Raw genomic sequence first — 16401 nt, 5'->3', positions numbered from 1 at the left:
CCTCTGATTTCCTCAGGAGCCACCATGGACGATTCCAGCCAGGGCAAGCCCCCTACCTTCTGGCAGATGCTGCACAGCATCCTCGCTGCCGCCTTCGGCGTGCAAAGCGGCAAGAACCGCGCCCGCGACTTCACCCACGGCAAGGCCAGCCATTTCATTGCGCTGGGGACGCTGTTCACCCTGGTGTTCATTGCCATACTGATCGGCCTGGTGCAATTGGCCCTGCACCTTGCGCGCTAGCAAAAACGCCTGCGGGACTCCCTCCCGCAGGCGCTCTGGCTGCATCACGGTCTTGAATACAAGTCTACTGGTGGCTGACCCAATACACGGCAGTGACCACCACCAGAACGATCAGGCAGAGGATCGCCCAGGCATCGACGCTGCTGTCAGCTTTGCGGACCTTTGTTGAGTTTCCCATTGCATTGCCTCTTGTAGTGGTTATGGGAATGCACTTCACCACCAGCAGTTAAGACGAGCAATGCCCTTCCCTCAAGCAGGGTCTTTCAATAATTGATCGGTGATGTCAGAAATGGGTACTTATAGTCGGGCGGCCGCCCTTCGGCACTGTAATGCTGGAAATCGATACCGTAGTCGGGCCGTTCCAGTAGTTTCAGCCAACGGGTTGCCTTGGCCTGGTCAATCGACTGCAACACCGGGATGCGATGCTCGCGCAGGCCGTCGCGGTTCACCGCCAGCCCCTGGGCATCATCGTGCAGCATCACCATGGCCCAGCCGCCGAGGGTAAAATGCCCGCCCATCAGCACGCTAAGACGCCCGTCGATACGTGCACGCAGGGCCTCGGCCGAGCTGTTGATGGCGCTGAACAGCACATCGCGCCCCGGCTTTCGCCCTGCCTCTTCGAACGCCTGCATGGCACCAAAGGCCATTTCGTCGTTGGCCGACCATACCAGGCGGGTGGCCGGGTAGCGCTCCACCAGTTGCTGCGCCTGCTCGTAGGCGCGCTGGCGGCTCCAACCACCATATACCACCTGGCGCAGACGCACCTGGGGGAAGTCGGCCAGGGCGCGGCGCATGCCCTCCTCGCGCAGCTGCGAGGCCGGGGTGGTCTTGACCCCGGCAAACGCCAGCAGGTCCACCGGCCCACTGTCGCGGGGCAATTGCGCGACCATCTGGTGCAACATCTCAAAACCCGCTTGCTCGTCGTTGGCCGTCAAGGTGCCCAGCAGCTCGGCATACTTGCCCGGCTGGGCCTCGATGCTACGGGCCTGGCTGGCAGTCAGGCCGTTGTTGACCAGGAACAGTTTGACGCCGGTGCCACGCGACAGCCGGATGATCTCCGGCGCCACGTACCGCTCATTGACCAGGACCAGGTAATCCGGCCGCTGCGGTCCGCCCAGAATCGCCCTGGCCTGGGTCAGCGCCAGGTCGGCGCGGCGTTCGCTGTACTCCACGCGCAGGGTCATGCCCAGCTCATCCGCGGCGGCCTGCATGAAGCGGGTATAACTGGTCCAGAACGTCTCGGTGGACAGCCCCGGGTTGAGGAAAACCACCGAAGCCGGTTGCGCACTTGCCGCCAGCGGCAAGGCAAGACACAAGCTTTGGCACAACGCCTTGAGCATGGGCTGACATCCCTGCGAAGCAAACGCCGGATTATAAACGCCAAGCCACGCCCAGCGCACAAATGGCAGTCAGTCTCACATAGTCCATTTGGTTCTTTTCATATGCAAAAACATCACTTTAGCGCATAAACGCAACCTGCTATCGTTCCCCGGCTCCGAAGCGGAGTGCGCGGCCGTGCGCGCGAATAGCTGCATGCCTGAGACAGGACTTTTATGTACGTATACGACGAGTACGATCAGCGGATCATCGAGGACCGCGTCAAGCAGTTCCGTGATCAGACCCGCCGCTATCTGGCCGGTGAGCTGAGCGAAGAAGAATTCCGCCCTCTGCGCCTGCAGAACGGCCTTTACATCCAACGTTTCGCGCCGATGCTGCGCGTCGCCGTGCCGTACGGCCAGCTGAACGCCACCCAGGTCCGCACCCTGGCCAGGATCGCCCGCGACTACGACAAGGGCTACGCCCACATCTCCACCCGCCAGAACGTGCAGTTCAACTGGCCGGCCCTGGAGGACATCCCGGACATCCTCGCCGAACTGGCCACCGTGCAGATGCACGCGATCCAGACCAGCGGCAACTGCCTGCGCAACACCACCACCGACCAGTTCGCCGGTGTGGCCGCAGACGAAATCGTCGATCCGCGCCCGTGGTGCGAAATCGTCCGTCAGTGGACCACCTTCCACCCGGAATTCGCCTACCTGCCGCGCAAGTTCAAGATTGCCATCAACGGCTCGCAGGAAGACCGCGCCGCCATCGAAGTGCACGACATCGGCCTGGAGCCGGTGCGCAATGCCGCTGGCGAGCTGGGCTTCCGTGTGCTGGTCGGTGGCGGCCTGGGCCGTACCCCGGTGGTGGGCTCGTTCATCAACGAGTTCCTGCCGTGGCAGGACCTGATCAGCTACCTTGACGCCATCCTGCGCGTGTACAACCGTTACGGTCGCCGTGACAACAAGTACAAGGCGCGGATCAAGATCCTGGTCAAGGCCCTTACCCCGGAAGTGTTCGCCGAGAAGGTCGAGGCCGAAATGGTCCACCTGCGCGGCGGCAGCACCACCCTGACCGAAGCCGAAGTGCAGCGTGTATCGCGCCACTTCGTCGACCCGGCCTACCTGGCCCTGGACAACGTCGACTACGCCGCGCAGGACGCCGAGTACCCAGGCTTCGCCCGCTGGCGCTCGCGCAACACCCGCGCCCACAAGCGCCCTGGCTACGTGGCCGTGACCCTGTCGCTGAAGCCCACCGGCGTTGCCCCGGGCGATGTGACCGACAAGCAGCTCGACGCCGTGGCCGACCTGGCAGAGCGCTACAGCTTCGGTTTCCTGCGCACGTCGCACGAGCAGAACATCATTCTTGCCGACGTCGAGCAGCGTCAGCTGCATGCCCTGTGGCTGGAGCTGCGCGAAAACGGCTTCGCTACCCCGAACATCGGCCTGCTGACCGACATCATCTGCTGCCCGGGCGGTGACTACTGCTCGCTGGCCAACGCCAAGTCGATCCCGATTGCCGAATCCATCCAGCGCCGCTTCGACGACCTGGACTACCTGTTCGACATCGGCGAGATCGACCTGAACATCTCCGGCTGCATGAACGCCTGCGGCCACCACCACGTGGGCCACATCGGCATCCTCGGCGTGGACAAGAAGGGTGAGGAGTTCTACCAGGTGTCGCTGGGCGGCAATGCCGCGCGTGGCGCGAGCCTTGGCAAGATTCTCGGCCCGTCCTTTGCCCAGGATGACATGGCCGATGTGATCGAGAAGCTGATCGCCGTGTACGTCGAGCAACGTACCGAGGAAGAGCGTTTCATCGACACCTACCAGCGTATCGGCATCGACCCCTTCAAGGAACGCGTCTATGCAGCGAATCATTAAGAACAACCAGATCGTCGACGAAACCTGGCATCTGCTGCCCAAGGAAACGTCCTTTGACGAGCTGACCAACTGCGACGACTACATCGTCCCGCTGCAGATGTGGCGCGACCATGCCCATGCGCTCAAAGCCCGTGACGGTGGGCTGGGCATATGGCTGGACAGTGACGAAGAAGCCGAAGAAATCGGCGAAGACGTGCAGCACTTCCAGGTCATCGCACTGAACTTCCCGGCGTTCACCGACGGGCGCAACTACTCCAATGCGCGCCTGCTGCGTGACCGCTACAAGTTCAAGGGCGAACTGCGCGCCATCGGCGACGTGCTGCGCGACCAACTGTTCTTCATGGCCCGTTGCGGCTTTGACGCGTTCGCCATCCGCGCCGACAAGGACCCGGAAGACGCGCTGCAAAGCCTGAAGGACTTCTCGGTGACCTACCAGGCCGCCACCGACGAGCCGCTGCCGCTGTTCCGCCGCCGCTGATCGTCACCTTGCAATGCCAGACGGCCCGCCTATATGGCGGGCCGTTTCGTTTTCCTGTACCGGCCTCTTCGCGGGTGAACCCGCGAAGAGGCCGGTACAGGTTTACCCTGCATTCCCCCAGCAACAGTCACGGCACAGCGACCTATTCTTGCCTCCCAGTCAAATGACCTTGGCCCCGCCCCACCTTAATCAATCCCCCTCAAAGCCGCACACTGCTCCCCACACGAAGAGCGATCGAACCCGAGCGACCAGGCTCGATTCGGCTCACCCCCTCACTCACCAGGAGCAGATCCATGAGCGTTCCATCCTTCGGCCTCGGCACCTTTCGCCTAACCGGCCAAGCCGTCATCGATTCGGTCAAGTCGGCCCTGGAACTTGGCTACCGCGTCATCGACACCGCGCAGATCTACAAGAACGAAGCCGACGTCGGCCAGGCCATCGCCGAAAGCGGCGTCAAGCGCGGCGAGCTGTTCATCACCACCAAGATCTGGGTCGAAAACTACGCCGCCGACAAGCTGGTCCCCAGCCTGCGCGACAGCCTGCAAAAACTGCGTACCGACTACGTCGACCTGCTGCTGATCCACTGGCCGGCCCCAGGCAACGGCGTTGCGCTGCCCGAGTACATGGCCGCCCTGGCCGAAGCCAAGAAGCTGGGCCTGGCCCGCCAGATCGGTGTGTCCAACTTCAACATCGAACTGACCCGCCAGGCCATCGAAGTGGTTGGCGAAGGCGAAATCGCCACCAACCAGATCGAACTCAGCCCGTACCTGCAGAACAGCAAGCTGACCGCGTTCCTCAAGGAACAAGGCGTCACCGTCACCTCGTACATGACCCTGGCCTACGGCAAGGTGCTGAAAGACCCGGTACTGGCCGACATCGCCGCCAAGCACAAGGCCACCGTGGCCCAGGTTGCCCTGGCCTGGGCCCTGCAGCTGGGCTACGCGGTGATCCCGTCGTCGACCAAGCGGGAAAACCTGGCCAGCAACCTGCTCGCACGTGACCTGAAGCTGGACGCTGACGACATGGCACGCATCGCCAAGCTCGAGCGCAACGGCCGTGAAGTCAGCCCTGACGGACTGGCGCCAATCTGGGATTGATGCCATGACCACGCCCCTCGAACGCCTGACCGCTGGCGGCTTCAGCATCGGCCTGGAAGCGCCGCTGGACCACGACTGGACGCCCGCCGGCGACCAGGCGCGGCGCCGCGATGGCCGCCAGTTCGGCGAGCCGGACCTGGCCCGCCACGCAGAACTGGCACAACTGGCCGATCGCCTGGGCTACCGCGCCCTGTGGGTCCGCGATGTGCCGCTGTACGATCCGTCGTTCGGCGATGCCGCCCAGGTGTTCGAGGTGTTTGCCTACCTCGGCTACCTGGCCGGGGTAACCCGCGACATCCTGCTTGGCACGGCCGCCGTGGTGCTGCCGATTCGCGAACCGCTGCTGACCCTGAAATCGGCCAACAGCGTGCAGTGCCTCAGTGGTAACCGCCTGCTGCTGGGCGTGGCCAGTGGTGACCGGCCGGTGGAGTACCAGCCGACACAGCCTGATAGAGCCCCCTTGCCCCATCTCCGGCGGTCTTCATTGTTCCACGCACTGCAATTATGATGTGCCAGGCACACCCATTCTCTATTCGGCCAGCGGCTACTACTCTCCTACCAGCCAATCGAACTGAGGAGTATCGCGATGTCCCGCCCACCCCTGCCGCCCTTCACCCGCGAAAGCGCCATCGAAAAGGTCCGCCTGGCCGAGGATGGCTGGAACAGCCGCGACCCGGCCAAGGTCGCGCTTGCCTATACCATCGACACCGTGTGGCGCAACCGCGCCGAGTTCCCGCGCGGTCGTGCCGAGGTCGAGGCGTTCCTGACGCGTAAATGGAACCATGAACTGGAGTACCGCCTGATCAAGGAGCTTTGGGCCTTCACCGGCAACCGCATTGCCGTGCGCTATGCCTACGAGTACCACGACGACAGTGGCCAGTGGTACCGCGCCTATGGCAATGAGAACTGGGAGTTTGCCGAGGACGGGTTGATGCAGAACCGCCATTCGAGCATCAACGAGCACCCTATCAGTGAAGCCGAGCGCAAGTTCCACTGGCCGCTGGGCCGGCGCCCGGATGATCACCCCGGGCTCAGCGAACTGGGGCTCTGATCAGCCCTGCGGCAGCATGATCCTGACTTCCAGCCCGCCACCCGGGCGGTTGCCCAGGGACATGCTGCCCCCCTGCTCCAGCACGATGGCACGTGCTGCGGGCAGGCCCAGCCCCACGCCACCGGTATTGCGGTTGCGTGAACCTTCGATACGGTAGAACGGCGCGAATACCTGCTCGTGCAGCTCCGGCGCGATGCCCGGCCCGCGATCCTGCACGGTAATCTCGATCTGCCTGGTATTTACCGCCAACACCACCGTGGGCTCGCAGCCGTATTTCGCTGCATTGTCGATCAAGTTGACCAGCACCCGCTTGATACCCACCGGCCGCCCCGTATACACACAGCGACGCGGCCCGCTGAGGCCGACCTCGACCCCCGCATCCTTGAAGTCGTCCACCACGGTCAGCAGCAATTCGCCGAGGTCGAATACGGTCGTCTGTTCCAGCCGCGCGTCATCACGGAAGAACCCCAACGCCGCATCGACCATCGCCTGCATCTCGTCGACGTCCTTGAACAACTTGGCCTGTAGCTGGGCATCGTCGATGAACTCGGCGCGCAAGCGCATGCGGGTCAGCGGTGCACGCAGGTCATGGGAGATGGCCGCGAGCATCTGGGTGCGGTCGTTGAGAAAATGCTTGAGCTGCGCCTGGGTGGCATTGAACGCAAGAATGGTCTGACGCAGGTCGTGCGGGCCAACCACCGGAATGGGCGGGGCGTTGAAGTCCTTGCCAAAACGCCGCGCACCTTCGGCAAAGCGCTCCAGCGGCTTGGCCAGGTAGCGGGTGGCCAGCAGCGCGACGACAAGGCTGGAAACCAGCATCAGCCCGAGGATGATCAGGTTGCGCGGCAGTTCGTCCAGGCCCCAGCTACGGTTGGTGGCACGGAACAGCACCCAGGACTTGTCGGTCAGCTCGATCATCAGCGCATAACCACGTTCAGGTGCGTACTCCGGCATGTCGGACGGTGCGAAGGCCTCGACCCTGGCATCCGGGCGCTTGAGCAATGCGCGCAGGATAGGCGTGCCCTCGCTGAACTCGGCATCGACCAGCACGGGTACGCCCGCTTCGTCATGGCGGCGCAGCCAGCGCACGGAGTATGAGCCGTCGCCCGCCGCACTGGCGATGTTGGCGCGCTGCGCCATGGGCGCGACGTCGAGGATGCGAGTGACTGCTGCAACCTTCTCGATCACCCCGCTCTCCAGCAGCGGTGGCTGCGCCCAGACACTCAGCAACAGGCTGAACAGCCCCTTGAGCAGCAACAGGAACAGCATCGCCGTCAGGGTGGTCAGCGCGATCCAGCGGGCAATGGTGATCCTGGGCCGTGGCAGGGCCTGGCGAACCCAGGCGAGCAGCTTCATCGCTTCGCGACCGTGGGCGTGAACAGGTAACCGGCGTTGCGCAGGGTACGGATCAAGGGCTCGTTGCCGTTGTCGGTTTCAAGCTTGCGGCGCAGCCGGCTGACCTGGACGTCGATACTGCGATCATAGGCGTCGTAGGCATCGCCACGGGCCATGTCCAGCAACTGCTGGCGGCTGAGCACCCGCCGCGGATGTTCGGCGAACACCAGCAGCAGCTCGAACTCACCGTTGGACAAGGGGATCATGACGTTGTCCGGCGAACGCAGCTCGCGCCGCACCACATCCAGCCGCCAGCCGTCAAACTCCAAGGTCGCGCAGGCATGGCCCGCCGCGCTCCCGGCCGCTTCGCCGGCACGGCGCAGCACTGCCCTCACCCGGGCCAGCAGTTCACGGGCGGCGAACGGCTTCGTCAGGTAGTCGTCTGCCCCCAGCTCCAGGCCAACCACCCGGTCACTCAACTCGCCCATGGCGGTGAGCATGATCACTGCCACCTTGTGCTCGGCCAGCAGGCGCTGGCACAACACCAGGCCACTGTCGCCAGGCAGCATCACATCCAGGATGACCAGGTCCGGCACCCGCCGCTCGACGGCCTGCCACAGCGCCTTGCCATCCCTGGCCACATCAACCTCGTAGCCATGTTGGCAGAGAAACTTCTGCAGCAGGTCGAGCACCTCGACATCATCGTCGACTATCAGCAAATGGCTCACAAAAAAGCACCGCAAAACAAGGTTATCAGGCCGTACTTTAAGGCCATCTCCACGTAGCCGTCATATATTTCAACCCGGAAACAAAGTGTCGACGCTGAGACAATCCGGACATTACCAGGCAAAGAAAACTGCGCAGCATCGCTGCCAGTTCTTGCCAGAAATGTATCTATGTCCCGTTCATCATCCGCCTCCCGCTCAGCGCGCTCAGCCGCGCTGGCCTTGTCGCTGCTTGCGGCGGGAGGCTGCAGCCAACGTGCACCGGCCACGGCGGCCTGCGGCAATGTCGCCTATCAGGTCAGTGACCCGGCGGAGCCCGCCAACCGCGCCGTATTCGCCTTCAACCGCACGGTCGACGACTATCTGCTGGCCCCCGTCGCACGGGGCTACACCGCGCTGCCCGGTTTTGCCCGGCAGGGCATGCACAACTTTGCCAGCAACTTCGGTGAGCCGAAGGTGTTCGTCAACGACCTGCTGCAGGGCAACGGCGAACGGGCGATGACCAGCCTCTCCCGCTTCATCTTCAACACCACCCTGGGTGTGGCAGGGCTGGTCGACGTGTCTGGCAAGATGGGGCTGAGCCAGCATCGCTCGGACTTTGGCCAGACTTTCGGGGTGTGGAACATCGCCTCTGGCCCCATCGTCGAGCTGCCGCTGCTGGGCACCCACAACCTGCGCGATGCCACCGGCACGCTGCTGGGCCTGGCACTGGACCCGTTTGGCGGCAACAGCGATACCGTCGAAACCATGGGCAACGTAGCCACGGCCGGCGGCATCGTCGATGCACGGGCCGAAGCACTGCCACTGACCGACCTGCTGCGCACCTGGCCTGACTACTACGTTGCGATGCGTGACTACACCGCGCAGCGGCGCAGCAACCGGGTGGCAGAAGGCAAGGCCGGCGAGCCGGGCACCTGGCCATTGGATTGCGCAGGGGGTGCCCATGAAGAATGATGCCCAAGGCGCCATGCTGCTGTTCAGGCGCCTGGAAGGCGCTGCCCGGCAACCGCTGTTGCTGCATGAACTGGAGGCCCGGGTTTCGGCCGATGGCCGGAGCCTGGTGCTGAGCCGCTATCGCGAACGCTTTACCGCCGAGGGCAAGCCCTACCGACACGAGGCTCACCGCAGCGTACCGATTGCAGCATTGCTGCGCTGGGTGGCGCGGCACGAACGATGAATTCGAGGGCGGCCAAGTGTCAGCAGGGACCCTGTGGGAACGGCTTTAGCCGCGAACACCGGCGCAGCCGGTGCCATGCACCGCGCTGGATTCTTCGCGGGTGAACCCGCTCCCACAGGGTACGCGGACCGCCTGCGAATTCAGGGCGTCAGGCCCGGGATGTCCGAAACGCGACAGTGGCTGCCTGTTCGGCGTGAGACAGGCAAACCGGGCACTGGCTACCCTTCTTCGGCAAATGCCTTGTTCCCTTTCGCCAGAAGAAGATCGCCCATGACGACCTCCACCGCCTCCATGGCCGCCACCACACCTGCCGACCAACCCCAGGGCTTTCTGGTCCGCATCGTCGGCGCTGCGGCATTCGCCCACCTGCTCAACGACCTGATCCAGGCCGTGCTGCCGTCCATCTACCCGATGCTCAAGAGCGATTTCGCACTCAGCTTTGCCCAGATCGGCTGGATCGCCCTCATCTACCAGGTGACCGCGTCCTTGCTGCAACCCTGGGTCGGCCTGTACACCGACAAGCGCCCGCAGCCCTACCTGCTGCCGGCCGGTATGCTGGTGACGCTGGTGGGCATCGCCCTGCTCGCCTTCGCCAGCAGTTATGAAATGCTGCTGGTGGCTGCCGCGGTGGTCGGCGTGGGCTCGGCGACCTTCCACCCCGAAGCCTCGCGACTGGCCAGGATGGCCTCCGGTGGGCGCTTTGGCACCGCGCAATCGACCTTCCAGGTTGGTGGCAACACTGGCTCGGCCCTCGGCCCGCTGTTGACCGCTGCCATCGTCATTCCGCACGGCCAGCCGGCCATCGCCTGGTTCATGCTGGCGGCCGCGCTGGCGGTATTCGTGCTGCTGCGGGTGACCGGCTGGACCGTGCGTCACGGCCAGACCCGGCTCAAGACCTTCGCCGGCCAGCAGGCCCCCGGCCTGTCGCGTGGCGCCATGTGGCGCGCCGTGGCGGTCATCGCCGTGCTGATGTTCGCCAAGTTCGTCTACATCGCCTCGTTCACCAACTATTTCACCTTCTACCTGATCGAGCATTTCGGCCTGAGCGTGCAGCACAGCCAGCTGTACCTGTTCGTGTTCCTCGCGGCCGTGGCCCTGGGCACCTTCGCTGGTGGCCCGGTGGGTGACCGTATCGGGCGCAAGGCGGTGATCTGGGTCTCGTTCCTCGGCGTGGCGCCCTTCGCCCTCGCCCTGCCCTACGCCAACCTGGCCTGGACGGCGGTACTGGCGGTGGCCATCGGCCTGGTGATGTCCTCGGCCTTCGCCGCCCTGGTGGTGTATGCCCAGGAGGCCGTGCCGGGCCGGGTCGGCATGGTGTCGGGGGTGATGTTCGGGTTGATGTTCGGTATCAGCGGCATCGGCGCCGCCGGGCTTGGCGAACTGGCCGACCGGCATGGCATCGAGTGGGTGTACCAGATCATCTCGTTCCTGCCGCTGCTGGGGCTGGCCACCGCGCTGCTGCCGGCAACCCGCTCGCAAGCCCGCCCCAGCCGCTGCTGTTAAAGTGGGCGTGCCAGGCTGCCCGTACAAGAGGTCGAAATGCTGAAGCCGCAGCACGAATTGCTGGTGGAGGTGGATGAGTGGAGCTGGGAGGTGGGCAGCCGTGCGACGGACTACCCGACCGACTGGTTCATCGAGCCCCACAGCCATGCCAAGCATCAACTGATCTATGCCACCAAAGGCCTGATGATCGTCGAGTCCGGTAACGAACGCTGGACCGTGCCTCCCAGCCGCGGCGTATGGATGCCTTGCGGCCAGGTGCACGCGATACGCTGCGTGGGCGAGGTGAAGATGCGCAATGTGTTCGTGCGCGCCGACGCGGCAGTGCAGTTGCCCCTGCAGAGCAAGGCGATCAGCATCTCGCCGTTGCTCAGCGAACTGATCAAGGCCTCCGTAGGCTTTACCGCGCCGTTTGCCGAAGACTCGCGTGAAGCCCGGGTGATGCGCCTGATCCTCGACGAGATCTGCGTGCTGCCGACCTTGCCGCTGAAGCTGTCGCAGCCCGGCGACAAGCGCCTGCAGGCGATCTGCTCCGCGCTGCACGAGCGGCCTGACGATAACGCCACCGTGGCCGACTGGGGCCAGCAGCTGGGAGTGGACGAAAAGACCATCCAGCGCCTGTTCCGCAAGGAAACCGGCATGACCTTCGGCCAGTGGCGCCAGCAGGCGCGGTTGATGCAGGCACTGGAGCGGATCGCCCTGGGCGAGCGGATCATCGATGTGGCGGGGACGCTGGGGTATGACAGCCCCAGTGCCTTTGCCAGCATGTTCAAGCGCCAGTTCGGTATCACGCCGAGTCAGTTCTTCAAATAGCCTGTAGGAAACATATGAGATCGCCCCGCGTCGCCTGATCTCGCACAGCAACCCTGTCAAGCCGTGTACAGTACCCCCACAACAAAGCCCCCAGAAGGAGCCCGGCACATGACCGTGACGCTGTCCCCCCTGCAGATCGACTGCGATTTCGACTCCGGCAACATCCAGGTGCTGGATGCCAGCAACCCGGCCAGGGTGCACCTGGCCATCCGCCCGGACACCCACAGCGGCCACTACCAGTGGTTCCACTTCAAGGTCAGCGGGCTGACGCCAGGCGAGGTCCATCGCTTCAGCCTCGACAATGCCTCCGGTTCCTCCTACAAGAACGCCTGGAGCGGCTACAACGCCGTGGCCTCCTACGACCAGCAAACCTGGTTCCGCGTCCCCAGCCAGTTCGACGGCACGGCGCTGTCGTTCGAGATAAAGGCCGAACAGCCGCACATCTGGTTCGCCTACTTCGAGCCCTACCCGCGCGCTCGTCACAACCAGCTGATCGAACGTGCACGGCAACTGCCGGGGGTGGAATTGCTCGCCAGTGGCCGCAGCGTACAGGGCCGCGACATTCCCCTGCTGCGTGCCGGTGATGGTGCCGCAGGCAAGCGCAAGCTGTGGCTGATTGCCCAGCAACACCCGGGCGAACACATGGCCGAATGGTTCATGGAGAGCGTGATCGACCGCTTGCAGGCCAACGACGAGGTGATCCGGCAGTTGCTGGCCAAGGCCGACCTGTACCTGATCCCCAACATGAACCCCGACGGTGCCTTCCTCGGCCACCTGCGCACCAACTTCAAGGGCAAGGACCTCAACCGTGCCTGGCAGGACGCCAGCGTCGAGCTCAGCCCCGAGGTCTTCTTCGCCCAGGCACAGATGAAGCAACACGGCGTGGATGCGTTCATCGACGTGCATGGCGACGAAGAGATTCCCCATGTGTTCACCGCGGCCTGCGAGGGCAACCCGGGCTACACGCCGCGTCTGGCCAAACTGGAGGAGCAGTTCCGCAGCACCCTGTGCAGCCTGACCCGCGACTTCCAGACCGTGCATGGCTATACCCGCGACGAACCGGGGCAAGCCAACACGACGCTGGCCTGCAATGCGGTGGGGATGGCGCATGACTGCCTGTCACTGACCCTGGAAATGCCGTTCAAGGACCATGACGACGCGCCGGATGCCGTCACCGGGTGATCGGGGGCGCGCTCGAAGGCGTTGGCCGGGGCGGTGCTTGAGACCTTGGCGAAGATGGTTGGCGATTTGCGCTGACTGAAACGGCCCATCGCCGGCAAGTCGGCTCTCACAGGACTGCACATGACTCATGGAATTAGCAGGGCCCCTGTGGGAGCGGCTTTAGCCGCGAACACCGGCGTAGCCGGTGCCATGCACCGCGTTGGATTCTTCGCGGCTAAAGCCGCTCCCACAGGTTACGCGGACCGCCGCTCCCACAAGGTCCCTGCGCTCAGAACTGCACATCCAGAATCACGCTGTCGGTATAGGTCGCAGCCGGGGGTGTAGCCTGGTCGGTGTAGACCTTGGCGTTGTAGTTGAACACCTGGCTACAGGTGCCGGTCCCCGTGCCGGGGTTCACATCGGCATCGGCACTGGCCCGCCGCGCAGCCCCTGTCGAACCCCAGCGCACCGCACCGGCGCCCTTGAAAATGTCATAGGCCAGGTAGTTGTTGGCCGAAGACTTCATCCGCCGTCGACCATTGGCCACGTTCTGCCCGTCATCCAGGCCCACCGTGTAGTTGCTGCCCTTGGTGCACGACACGCTCAGGCTCTGGCTCACCGTGCCGAACCCCGCCACCACCGGCGCGCTGGCGAAGTTGATGCTGGGCGTGGTGATCTGGCAGTCGTTGGTCACCGTCATGCTTACCAGCAGGGTCCTGGTACCGGAGCCCTTGTCTCGCCCTATGCAAAGCCCGCCAACACCAATCCCGTCGCAATAGTCCCAGGTCCACTCGACATCGAGGATTTCCTGATATAGCCCCGCCGATACGTTGCTGCCCACCTGCGTGCGCATGTAGATAGGCACATTCTTCGGTGTACCGTTGAGCAACCCGAGCAAGTCGAGGATGCCGGTGGTCCTGAATTCGAAGGGGGTGCCACGGGTGATCGGATAGTTGGTTGTGGCGTCGGCATAGAGGGTGTAGGGGATCACATCCCCGGTAGGCCCTACCAGGCCGCTGGTGGTGGAGGTGATCTTGATCTTGAAGGAGTCGGTGCTACTGAGCACGCTGATCACCGAACCGTTGCATTGCAGGCCCGAGTTGGTGCTGGAAGCTGTCTGGACCGTGCCACGTACCTGAGTCGAGTTGAGCGAACCAAACGCCGCCGGCGCAGTCAACACTGACGTGCACTTGGCCCAGGCCGAGCCCGCCCACAACAACAAGGCGCATGCCCACAAACCACGCCAGCAGGCCTTCACTTGCACACCAACGGGCCAATCAACGGGATCGAACCTTGCGACTCAGGCAGGTCGAACGCCACCTGGCAATGCCCGCCCCCCTGCAACTCAACCAGCAGTCGGTTATGCGGCGTCAGGTTCTCCAGATAAACCAGGCCATCCCAACCGACCACCGCCTGGCTGCCACTTTCTGCATGGGTGACACGGCTGCCCAGCTTGAGTACCTGCTGTTCGGCGTCCACCAGTTCGACGCTGGCCGCCAGCACGCGCCTGAGCGGAAACTCCAGCAAGTAGCCGCTGCCCCGGCGCACCGCCACCCGCTGTTCCACTTCCGGCGCGAGGATGTCCGGCGGCAAGCCCATGGGGTCGATCTCGTACTTGCCGCGGTAGTAACCGCTGCTGTACGGCACCAGCAGGTGACCATCGGCATCGGTACGGCCGACCTCCTGGTTTTCATAGCGCACCGGCACGTCGGCGTAACCACTGGTGCTGACTAACACGAAGGCATCGTCGATACGATTGGCAGCGAACAGCCCGGCATCCATCCAAACCAGCGAGCCACTGGCGTCGGCCCAGCGGGTCATCTCTCCACTGCTGCCATACAAACCGGCCTGCAACTGCACCGACTGCAGGCGCCAGGTGACATCGGCCTGGCGGTAGGCATCGCGCTCGCTACCGGCGGCGTAGCCCAGGTTGTAACCGACACCACCCCCCACCGGCGTCGCGCGGCTGTAGTTGACCCGCTGCAGGGTTTCGCCTTGCTGGCTGCGCTCCATGCCCAGGGCCAGGGTGCCGTGCAGGTCGAACGGGATCACCAGTTGCGCCTGCACTGCCCACTGGCTGTCCCCCACTTCACGGTTGGCCGACAGATAAACGCTGCTGTTGCCCCACAGCGGCCTGCTGTAGCTCAGGTTGATCAGCCGGGTACGTGTGCCGTCGCCGGCGCGCACATCGAAATAGCCGGCGCCGATGTTGCCGTATTCGTTCAGGTTCAGGCTCAGCGTGACCTGCTCGCTGCGCTGGCTCAGCTGTATGTCCCGGCTGTCGACCCGGGTCAGGTCGGCATAGTCGCCATGGCGTTGCAGGCGCTGGTAGCTGAAGCCGATGCGCTGGCTGTTGTACTGGTAGCCGAGGGCGACCTGGTGGCCCTTGTCGCCGTCGAACCGGCTCTGCGCCAGCGTCGCATTTAGCACGCCGAAGTTGCCCAGCCGCATGTTGCCACCCAGGCCTCCCAGCATCAGCGATTCGGCGCTTTCGGCATGGGTCTCCAGGGTGAAGACGTCGCTGACCCCGTAGCGCAGGCTGGCCGAAGCAACCCCGGGGCCGTAGGCAAAATCGCGCACCCCGTAGTCACGCCGCAGGCTGCCGGCCGCTACCGAATAATCCGCCAGGCCCTGCTGCAGCAGGCTGCTGGTGACGTAGAACGGCAAGGTGGTCGACACCTGCCGGCCAAGGGCATCGGTGGTGACCACCACCGCCTCCCCGGCGCCGTTGATGAACGGCACGTTGGTCAAGGTGTAGGGACCCGGCTGCAATTCGCTGGTGCTGGATTTGTAGCCATTGATGAACAGGTCCAGCGAGGTCGGTACCGCCGCTTCACCGGAGAACGCCGGCAGCGGATAGGTGACCAGGTCAGGGCGTACAGCGAAATCGCGCGACAACTGCAGGCCACCGACCCGCACCGAGCTGGTCCAGGGCAAGGCCCCGGTTACCAGGTCACCAGCTTCGTAGGTCAGCAGGCGCTGCTCGTCGGTGAAGCGCCAGGTGGTGTCGTAGCGCAAGAAGCCTTGGCGCATATCGTCGGTCGGCGCACCATTGAACGACTGGCGCCACTGCCCGCTGCTGGAGAACGTTCCCCAGCTGTCGAACAGGCGCAGTTCGTTCCAGGCCGCCAGGTAGCTGCCGCCGTCATCGGTGTCGTTCAGGTACAGGTCGTAGTTGAACAAGGCGCCGAAACTGCTGCGTGCATCGCTGGCCGGGTACAGGTTGCGGTCGCCCAGTTGCTGGTCGGGCAGCCAGGCCGGCGGCACTTGCAGCAGCAGGCGCTGGTTCTGGCTGTCGTAGTCGGCATGCATCCCCACGATGGCCTCCAGGGCCACCTCGCCCTGCGGGTTGCCTGGCAGCGAGACGCCGGCCGCCCGCAACACCTCGCTGTCCAGGTACAACTGCCCGGCGCGCTGCTGCACCGGCACCAGCTCAGCCCTGGGCACCTGGTTCACCAGCAACTCGAGGTACAACGTGGCATCGGCGATGGCAGACATCTCCGTGGGTGGTGGCGGCAGGTCGTCGGCCAGCACCAGGCCTGGGCCGACCAGGGCGAGCCCCAGGCAACAACGGTGGGTCAGCCACCTCACACACGGTGTCCAACCATTGCCGGATTC

The 16401-nt window shown here is 64.2% G+C and carries 14 protein-coding genes and 2 pseudogenes; 11 read left to right on the top strand and 5 right to left on the bottom strand.

Going from position 1 to position 16401, the window contains the following annotated elements:
- The first annotated feature begins 24 nt into the window (after positions 1-24).
- Complete coding sequence (locus KDB76_RS10510) at positions 25-240, top strand: DUF2970 domain-containing protein (RefSeq protein WP_024086649.1); 216 nt, start codon at positions 25-27, stop codon at positions 238-240.
- Between the two features lie 263 nt (positions 241-503).
- Here the strand turns inward: KDB76_RS10510 and KDB76_RS10505 are convergent, their stop codons facing one another.
- Complete coding sequence (locus KDB76_RS10505) at positions 504-1580, bottom strand: ABC transporter substrate-binding protein (RefSeq protein ID WP_024086648.1); 1077 nt, start codon at positions 1578-1580, stop codon at positions 504-506.
- Positions 1581-1793: 213 nt separating this feature from the next.
- Here KDB76_RS10505 and KDB76_RS10500 point away from each other — a divergent pair, with 213 nt between their 5' ends.
- The 5 genes and pseudogenes from KDB76_RS10500 to KDB76_RS10480 all read left to right on the top strand — a co-directional run bounded on the left by KDB76_RS10500 (position 1794) and on the right by KDB76_RS10480 (position 6072).
- Positions 1794-3446 carry a nitrite/sulfite reductase gene (locus KDB76_RS10500; RefSeq protein ID WP_013971944.1) on the top strand — a complete coding sequence of 551 codons (1653 nt, stop codon included), beginning with the start codon at positions 1794-1796 and terminating at the stop codon, positions 3444-3446.
- Positions 3430-3924, top strand: coding sequence for a DUF934 domain-containing protein (locus tag KDB76_RS10495; RefSeq protein WP_013971943.1), 495 nt, complete (start codon positions 3430-3432; stop codon positions 3922-3924). The genes KDB76_RS10500 and KDB76_RS10495 overlap by 17 nt, the downstream gene beginning before the upstream one ends.
- Before the next feature lie 293 nt (positions 3925-4217).
- Entirely contained in the window at positions 4218-5021 is an 804-nt protein-coding gene (dkgB, locus tag KDB76_RS10490) for a 2,5-didehydrogluconate reductase DkgB (protein WP_023662335.1), read from the top strand.
- Positions 5022-5025: 4 nt separating this feature from the next.
- A pseudogene (locus KDB76_RS10485) lies at positions 5026-5454 on the top strand (LLM class flavin-dependent oxidoreductase); the annotation flags it as partial.
- A gap of 153 nt (positions 5455-5607) precedes the next feature.
- Positions 5608-6072 carry a nuclear transport factor 2 family protein gene (locus KDB76_RS10480; protein ID WP_013971940.1) on the top strand — a complete coding sequence of 155 codons (465 nt, stop codon included), beginning with the start codon at positions 5608-5610 and terminating at the stop codon, positions 6070-6072.
- Here KDB76_RS10480 and KDB76_RS10475 read toward each other — a convergent pair whose 3' ends face one another.
- Both KDB76_RS10475 and KDB76_RS10470 read right to left on the bottom strand, forming a co-directional pair.
- Entirely contained in the window at positions 6073-7428 is a 1356-nt protein-coding gene (locus KDB76_RS10475; RefSeq protein WP_038409248.1) for an ATP-binding protein, read from the bottom strand. It abuts the gene before it with no gap.
- Positions 7425-8135: a response regulator gene (locus tag KDB76_RS10470; RefSeq protein ID WP_038409245.1), complete on the bottom strand. Its 711-nt coding sequence runs from the start codon at positions 8133-8135 to the stop codon at positions 7425-7427. Before KDB76_RS10470 ends, KDB76_RS10475 begins: the two co-directional genes overlap by 4 nt.
- A gap of 168 nt (positions 8136-8303) precedes the next feature.
- Between KDB76_RS10470 and KDB76_RS10465 the strand changes: the two genes are divergently transcribed.
- From KDB76_RS10465 to KDB76_RS10445, 5 genes and pseudogenes are all read left to right on the top strand, one after another.
- Positions 8304-9086, top strand: coding sequence for a VacJ family lipoprotein (locus tag KDB76_RS10465; protein ID WP_038409243.1), 783 nt, complete (start codon positions 8304-8306; stop codon positions 9084-9086).
- Complete coding sequence (locus KDB76_RS10460; RefSeq protein WP_013971936.1) at positions 9076-9309, top strand: hypothetical protein; 234 nt, start codon at positions 9076-9078, stop codon at positions 9307-9309. Before KDB76_RS10465 ends, KDB76_RS10460 begins: the two co-directional genes overlap by 11 nt.
- Positions 9310-9579: 270 nt before the next feature.
- Complete coding sequence (locus KDB76_RS10455) at positions 9580-10812, top strand: MFS transporter (RefSeq protein ID WP_038409241.1); 1233 nt, start codon at positions 9580-9582, stop codon at positions 10810-10812.
- Between the two features lie 36 nt (positions 10813-10848).
- On the top strand, positions 10849-11622 hold the full coding sequence (locus KDB76_RS10450; protein ID WP_038409239.1) for a helix-turn-helix transcriptional regulator: 774 nt from the start codon (positions 10849-10851) through the stop codon (positions 11620-11622).
- Between the two features lie 108 nt (positions 11623-11730).
- A pseudogene (locus tag KDB76_RS10445) lies at positions 11731-12879 on the top strand (M14-type cytosolic carboxypeptidase).
- Between the two features lie 193 nt (positions 12880-13072).
- On the opposite strand, the gene KDB76_RS10440 reads toward KDB76_RS10445, so the two are convergent.
- Both KDB76_RS10440 and KDB76_RS10435 read right to left on the bottom strand, forming a co-directional pair.
- Positions 13073-14041: a spore coat U domain-containing protein gene (locus KDB76_RS10440; protein WP_038409237.1), complete on the bottom strand. Its 969-nt coding sequence runs from the start codon at positions 14039-14041 to the stop codon at positions 13073-13075.
- Positions 14038-16335, bottom strand: a complete 2298-nt coding sequence (locus KDB76_RS10435) for a fimbria/pilus outer membrane usher protein (RefSeq protein WP_038410384.1) — start codon at positions 16333-16335, stop codon at positions 14038-14040. The genes KDB76_RS10440 and KDB76_RS10435 overlap by 4 nt, the downstream gene beginning before the upstream one ends.
- Positions 16336-16401 lie beyond the last annotated feature (66 nt).

It is taken from the genome of Pseudomonas sp. JS425 (assembly GCF_018223845.1).
GTDB lineage: Bacteria > Pseudomonadota > Gammaproteobacteria > Pseudomonadales > Pseudomonadaceae > Aquipseudomonas > Aquipseudomonas asiatica.
Note: the sequence above shows the minus strand (reverse complement) of the source record. Positions and strands in the feature narration are given on the sequence as shown.